The organism is Paenibacillus arenosi, from assembly GCF_014841135.1.
Taxonomy (GTDB): Bacteria; Bacillota; Bacilli; order Paenibacillales; family Paenibacillaceae; genus Paenibacillus_B; species Paenibacillus_B arenosi.
Window position 1 is genome coordinate 127,575 of sequence record NZ_JACYTN010000009.1, and the last position, 6,908, is coordinate 134,482.

The 6,908-nt window shown below is 36.8% G+C and carries 10 protein-coding genes; all 10 read right to left on the minus strand.

All coding sequences use genetic code 11. The features are described from left to right. Positions 1–903: 903 nt before the first annotated feature. The 10 genes from IFO66_RS13355 to IFO66_RS13395 all read right to left on the minus strand — a co-directional run bounded on the left by IFO66_RS13355 (position 904) and on the right by IFO66_RS13395 (position 6,587). Entirely contained in the window at positions 904–1,302 is a 399-nt protein-coding gene (locus IFO66_RS13355) for a DUF5071 domain-containing protein (RefSeq protein ID WP_192025615.1), read from the minus strand. Positions 1,303–1,717: 415 nt separating this feature from the next. Beyond that, a complete protein-coding gene (locus IFO66_RS13360; protein WP_192025616.1) occupies positions 1,718–2,020 on the minus strand; it encodes a hypothetical protein in 303 nt (100 codons plus the stop codon). A gap of 97 nt (positions 2,021–2,117) precedes the next feature. Continuing rightward, complete coding sequence (locus tag IFO66_RS13365; RefSeq protein ID WP_192025617.1) at positions 2,118–2,546, minus strand: SRPBCC family protein; 429 nt, start codon at positions 2,544–2,546, stop codon at positions 2,118–2,120. A gap of 53 nt (positions 2,547–2,599) precedes the next feature. Then, on the minus strand, positions 2,600–3,067 hold the full coding sequence (locus IFO66_RS13370; RefSeq protein WP_192025618.1) for a hypothetical protein: 468 nt from the start codon (positions 3,065–3,067) through the stop codon (positions 2,600–2,602). A gap of 26 nt (positions 3,068–3,093) precedes the next feature. Continuing rightward, positions 3,094–4,197: a protein kinase family protein gene (locus IFO66_RS13375; protein WP_192025619.1), complete on the minus strand. Its 1,104-nt coding sequence runs from the start codon at positions 4,195–4,197 to the stop codon at positions 3,094–3,096. Between the two features lie 174 nt (positions 4,198–4,371). After that, on the minus strand, positions 4,372–4,806 hold the full coding sequence (locus tag IFO66_RS13380) for a GNAT family N-acetyltransferase (protein WP_192025620.1): 435 nt from the start codon (positions 4,804–4,806) through the stop codon (positions 4,372–4,374). Between the two features lie 38 nt (positions 4,807–4,844). Beyond that, positions 4,845–4,979, minus strand: a complete 135-nt coding sequence (locus IFO66_RS24100; RefSeq protein WP_273015404.1) for a hypothetical protein — start codon at positions 4,977–4,979, stop codon at positions 4,845–4,847. A 27-nt stretch (positions 4,980–5,006) separates the two neighbouring features. Then, the gene (locus IFO66_RS13385; protein WP_192025621.1) at positions 5,007–5,336 is read right to left on the minus strand and encodes a hypothetical protein; all 330 of its coding nucleotides are present in this window, start codon (positions 5,334–5,336) and stop codon (positions 5,007–5,009) included. Between the two features lie 279 nt (positions 5,337–5,615). Continuing rightward, a complete protein-coding gene (locus IFO66_RS13390) occupies positions 5,616–6,071 on the minus strand; it encodes an NUDIX domain-containing protein (protein ID WP_192025632.1) in 456 nt (151 codons plus the stop codon). A 51-nt stretch (positions 6,072–6,122) separates the two neighbouring features. Next, on the minus strand, positions 6,123–6,587 hold the full coding sequence (locus tag IFO66_RS13395; protein ID WP_192025622.1) for a GNAT family N-acetyltransferase: 465 nt from the start codon (positions 6,585–6,587) through the stop codon (positions 6,123–6,125). Positions 6,588–6,908 lie beyond the last annotated feature (321 nt).

Consider the following 6,908-nt stretch of genomic DNA (forward strand, 5'->3'; position numbering starts at 1 on the left):
CAACATATTCTCGGCTGTCATTTTCCACAATTGTCGGTCCCCGCATGCCAGCTTGCTGGGTAGCCAGTGGACTGGTCTCTTACGCATAGTTTGTATAGGCATAAAGACCCAGCAATTCTATTTTCTATCATATTTGGTAAGGTGACCTTGGTAGAATTATATCAAGATTTCGAAGAATGTATAGTAAAACTTTGATCTGTCCAACATAGGGTGCCTAAAAAGAGCGAATGGAGAAGAAACGTCGGGAATGGCTTGCCATCAATCGAGGAATCCGACTCGTGTCGACATTCAGGCGAGGTGTCGGCCGGTTTGGGGAATGTTCCCTGCATGCATTCTCTACCGGTGCTCCTAATCCTTGTGCTTTACGATAACTTCACATGATTACCTGACGAATTTCTGGAAACCTCGCAGGAAACGTGACTGGATGTCAGTTAGAAAATCCGTTGGATATTCGTTTGAAACACCTAAAATGACTGCCCGGATGGAAGCTGTCCACAGCGTCCGCCCGGATGATAGCCACCATAGTTTTGTACCCATTCATCTTGCATTATAGTTCACGACATCTTTTACTGGTCTATGACTTTTTTATCACGGGACAATAAAAGAATAAAAAAGTAAAGTACATTTATGATCAACGCCGTACTTGCAATTAGGAGTGGAGAGCAAATAATCGCGGCGCTAAGCGTTTCTGTTTCCATAATAAATGTGAATTTACTAAACTCCGTATCTATTATAGCCTCACCTTTGAAACTTGTTTGAACTAGAAATCCCCTTACCTTCATTACAAAATCCCATGTGCTAGTTACAAATGAACATATCGTTATCAAATTTATGACTAATAGCTTATTTAACATAGTTCTGCTACTTTTTCTATTTTTCATAAAACTCCTTTTTGTTTTTGGATCACTTTCCATAATTATTAAGCTTTATAATTTCTTGTGCAGTTAGATGTACTTCTTCTAGCTCTTCACCCTTAGTTGGCTTGGTAGCTATCCTAATAAGATCTTCTTGAAGATTATCTAGTGCAAGTAGTTCTGAAGGTAGGTTCATGACAAAGTATCTTAAACAATACTCTTTCCAAATGTCATCGTCGCCATTGAGTATATTTTTAACTAGAGGAATCGTTTCTCGGGGTATTGTTTTTACAAGTATTTCTGATATGTCAATGGAAATAGGCCAATTCATATCTTGTAGCCATGTTAGCAATTCTGGTAATAGTTTTATTAGCTCTTTTCTTTCAGCATGTTTCAATTGATTAACTGTTTCAAAGTCATGCTTGTCTCTTGGCAAAAGATCCTTCATTTATCGTACCTCGTTCTTTTTATTCTTCAATTTACTATTTGTAACCACAGCATAAGATGATACCTATGTAACACTAACAAAAGATAGCTGTATGATATAACCTTCTAAATCAATCATGTGTTTCGTTAAAAACTCGGTTGCATTAGCAGAGTAAAAAATAAATCCATATAAACAAGTAACAAAATACTGATACAAGTACCTCATATATTTTTTATTTGTTAATAGAGTTGCTTATCATTCAAAAAAACAAACCTGCCAAGATTGGCAGGTTTACTATACTACTCTTCTTTAAATTTGATACTTGTAATTTTTATGTTGGCATTTCCATCCTTCCATGCTCGCGGAAGCTTTGCTGGATAAAAACGATTGTTGTCTAATTGAAACGTATCATTCGGCTTTAATTCTTTAAAGTCGCTTATTTCTGCTCTTCTTCAACATTCGTGTTGTAATTGTTTGAATAGGAATTAGGATTGATTGCGCTACGATAAAGAGCTATCTTTTCTTTCAATTGTAAATTCTCAACACTAATTTTATTCAACTCATTAGCTTGGCGTTCAACGTTTTTACGAACTAATTCTAGATCTTTTTCTATATTAACCAATTTTTCTTCTGTACTTCTCTTTTCATTCTGAACTTGATCAAATTCACTTTGCGATACACACCCAACTAAAAGTAAAGAAATACAAATAAGAGCAGGCAGACTCTTTCTTATTCTCATATTTCTGACGAGCTCCTTTACCTTTATTATTCTTAACTTGTTGTAGTATCATCACACTTCATTCTACCACTAATCCATCATTTTCGTGGTCGTTCATTTAGAACTTACGCTTCTGATAAGGTAGCCCAATGCCATCTTCACAATAGGATTTCAAGCTATAAAGAAACATGCCCCAGTTATAATTGCAGAAACGATAAAAGCTTGTCACTTCTCTCCAGTCCGAGTGCTTCAACGTAATATGAGATTTATTATTTTTCTCTTCAATTTCAAATGAAATAAACGTATCAATCCACTCCGGATCAGAATCTACACATCTCCAAACAATTTTCCGATCTTTTTCCAATTCCACCACTTGCATCTTCGTTACATCATCACTGCCAAAATGAAACTCATTTATAAATCCGATCTCGTCTTTAACAGTTAGTTCATTCGTCCATACTTCTGATAAGCCTTTAGCTGTTGTTAATACTTCATACATTGTTGCTGGCGTCACATTCACGATTTGAAGATGTTCAATGTTCGGCATAGTAAAAACCTCCTCGGGATTTAAATGTATTAATTTCATAAGTGCCATGTAGTCTATAAAAGGCCCGCTTTTTTAAACATTTCTTCCCTTAGCTTTCGTCCTACTCTCCAATTGTAGATCACTTGTACAAGTAACGAAATAAAACTGACCCACAATAATAATAGTGCAGCCACGGTAGCTGTACTTATTAATCCTTCATCTGTTAGTAGACCGAAAAAAACTCTATCTGAGCCAGCAGTCCCCACAGTATCAGGCAATAAAATATGAGACAGTAAAAAAGATATATAGACAGAGTAGTTAACCAGTTTCATTGCTTTTGACTTTTGATATTCCATTCTATGAAACGAACGATTTGAAAAATAAAAAAGAATCGCATGGATGATCATCGGTACGAAATAAAATGCTCGAAACAATCCTACGTTCATAAACCTGTTTAAACCTACAATGAATATACACAACAATGAAAAAATATTATATTTACCTGCGTTAGTTAATGACTTCTCCTCTAATTGAGAACTCATATCTTAGATGCCCCCTTGATTGTTCATTATTCACCCAAAACTCCCTGCAAGCCCATTTCCACACATACCCGTTCAATCTCCTCCAATGGAAATGGGGTGTTTCTATTATTCGACATAAGATTTGTATAGAAATCATTGATCACAACAGCTAGTGGAGCGTACCGCATAATAATTTCTGCTGCTGAATCCATCAATTCAAAGGTTTCTTTACCCTCAGCACAACGACGTATAAATTCAATGCGTTCAGAACGATCAAACTTCCCCGCCAATGCTGCTACAAGCCAGTTCACTAGCCATGTCACGACATAATAGCCATCATGATTCTTATTCAATTCAATAAACGTTAATTCGGCATCTTTTAGTTCAAAGTGGGAAGAAGTTGCGAGACCAAAGTCGGAAATATAAAGGTGATGTCCATCGGTTAAAATATTTTTAAAGTGCGCATCAAAATGAAATAATCCGTTCTTATTCATAAAGCAGACTGTTGACCTAAGTTCAGAATCCACCAATGACAACGCTGCAGAAGCTGCATGCTCACCATTAGCGACCTGGTCGTTAAGCCAGTTATGGAGATTGTAAGGAATGTACTCACAGAACAGTACCACATCGTATTGAGCTTCCTTAAGGGACTCGATTCTCTCCCCTATTTTTGCAGAACCCCAAAACTCAACCAGTCGTGGAACATCGCTCAGTTCATCTGAAATGGGCTCACGGCATTTTGGACTTTTTAACAATCGCCAGTGATACATTAAAGGAAAGTTCTCACACTGTCTTTCCAGTACCCAGTTCGTAGTCATCGTGTTGGCCGCGACTTCACGCCATGCGCCACTACCAGGCGAGCCTATGCCATAATGGCATGCTGGAGGGAGTTCGAATACATTTCTAGTGGACATAACATTTTCAGCTCTTCTTTCTAACTCCGTAAGCCGTACCTTTTTCACAAAAACAGGTAAATCCTCGATATGCAACAAAGCCGTTGTACCACCAATTCCGGTATTTAGAATCGTAGCTTGTTCCAATCGATTTCTAAGCTGATCATCATTAAGCTGTGTTAAGGAGGAAGATACGGCAGCAAAGTGGGCAAGCCTTATGTCATGGGACAAATATAGCTCCTTGGATGATAGCTTCATTAAAGATGATCTCCTTTGCCTCAATTATTTGAAAGCACTGCACAGAGTCGTTCCATCGCTTATGTACAAACTATTCTTTATATACGCTACCTTTCAAAATCATGCCCAAGTACTGCCCATTCATCTGGTCTGCCTCGCATAGAACTTATTAAACTATGATAGGTGTTTTACTTATCAATATTCTAATTTATAAACGACTTCTCCATCTATAACTCGGCCATCTTCGACGAATCCTAATTTTACATACAATTGTTTGGCCGAATCATTGTTTGGTTCGAAGCTTATGTAGATGATCCGATGTTGTGTATCCTCTTTAATCCTGTCAATGACCATCTCCATAGCAGCCTTCCCATAGCCCTTAGACTGATACTTCGCATCTATCATTAATCGATAAATCCAATATTCTTGGTCTTCTTCATCTATACAATACATAGTAAATCCAACTAAAGTAGCATCATTATAAATAGCCGAGCAAATGCACTCTGGGAATGCCTTTGCCTGAGCAAGCGAAAACAAATTGGACGCTACAAACTCTTTTTGTTCATCGGTTACACTTAACTTTAAGACATCATAAAAATTGGTTCGATTTATTTCTTTAAGTGTTATCATAAATGTTCATCCTTTCGATTGATTCTTTAACATTCACTTTATTTCGTTTCTTTTCTTCTTTTTTCATCTCTTAACAGGGCTTCTTTTACATGATCTCTATTCGGTAGCTTACTATTAATTTCAAACAGAAGCACAGCAATAACAATTAGAATAAATAGAATTGCAAAATCCATCTAAACCACTCCTCTCTTTTATGTGGCTCATCTTTTTCCAAACAGCACTCTTTGGGGTAATCTCGCTACATCCGTTGTTTTATAAACATTTTTAATATCCGGCGAATAATTCAAGGTTAATCTTAGTCCCTCTTGAATATTCATATCTAATTCTTCTATTCTTTCTATTTCAATGTGCTTTAAAAATAATTGGCCCACTTCATATGCACTATCTTCACTTGACCTCACAACAATCTCTATTCTAGATTCATCTGCTCGATGACTTTCATTTACTTCCTCAAGCGGCTCACATATAAACCAGTCTAAATTACTGGTATACACCTTTACGTACTTCCCCATATAATCTCGGAGGTTCAAGGAAATTCCCCCTTTCACTCTCTCTTTTGTTCTCGAGCTACCTTCCATTATTATACACAAAAACTACCAAGTGGAGAAATCAACAATGCGCGATACTTGAATATGCTGTTATTCACATATTTCTTGAAAGCCCCACGACTCCACAACCATAATGGGGTGTGTAAATCAATTAACGTTAACTGTGTCTCGGCTAATTGCTCACTCCATACCGCATTTACGATACTCTACAAATTTTTTCATGAGTGATCGCTACCATCGCTTCATCTTCCTCCTAGGGATCTAGTTAGAATCTCCAAGATAACAAGGTTTACATTGTTTATGCATGATTTGCTCTATAAGTTTTCTTGGGTAAATTCTTTTTTCATGTAGTCTGTCAAACTCAATCCACTCTACTCCCACTTGATTGTCATCGGGATTAAGTCCGTTATTGGGAGCCTGCGCTCCCGCTAATCTACATTCAAAATAAAATTCAACCTGATGAACGTCATAGTCCCATTCTGCGAACTCATGATTGTTACCTATGTACTCTCTTATGTAAACAATATCTCCTACTTCTACTGCACAGCCTATTTCTTCTAAGCATTCTCTGACTACTGCAGCTTTTAGCTCCTCTCCTTTTTCTTGACCGCCACCAGGGAATAAATAAAAGTAGCCCTGATCATCGCTGTTTTTCGTTAAAAGCAAACGGTTCTCTTCTATAATTATTGCTTTGGCTGAATTTCTTATGGGTTTCATTGTTTTCACCTGTTGGTTTTCATTTTTTAAATTACTATTCAATTAGAGCTCTTAACATAAATCCTTATAAAGAAATTCTCTATACCTTTTAAAACCTCTCATCTCATAGAAACGCTTAGCCACTTCATTACTCGCCCAATAATCTAATTCAATTTTCTTTATTCCACTGCTTTCTGCTGCTTTATAAACGGTTTCCATCAACCGTTTTCCTACGCCACTATTCCTAAATGCACTCAGCACAATAAGATGATGCAGAAATATAGATTCATAGGCCATAAAAAAAGCATTTTCCTTATAAGCTCTTTTTTCCAACCATACATACCCCATAACCTGCTCACCGTTTCTAACAGCATAGAAATAGTTCGTATCTTTAGTCATAACTTGCTTGAAGAACTGTTTTACTTCTTCGTAGTTATATTCTTTAAAATACTCGGGATACAACTGTCTATGTAGCCCTTGAACCTCCTCATTCAGCTTACTTATCAGCTCATAATCGTAGGTTTGAATCACTTCCATGTAACACCTCGAATATATTCGTTCTTATCTACTTGCACTTAGTTAACTGATTACATCTATGCATAGTAGCCGCCTTCTATTAAATACGTTCTTGCCTCCTTAATCCCTTCAAAAGAACAATCTCCATAAACATAGATTGCTTTGTTATCAATAACATCAAGTAATCTGAACTTGATACAGATTGCCATCGTGGAGTACTGGATCGGCTACACTTAGTTGGACAATAAAAATAAGGGCTAGTAGAATGAAGAGAATAATACTAGGAGCGGATCTACTATGCCAAAACAAAGACGTACATTTACAGCAGAATTCAAAAGACAA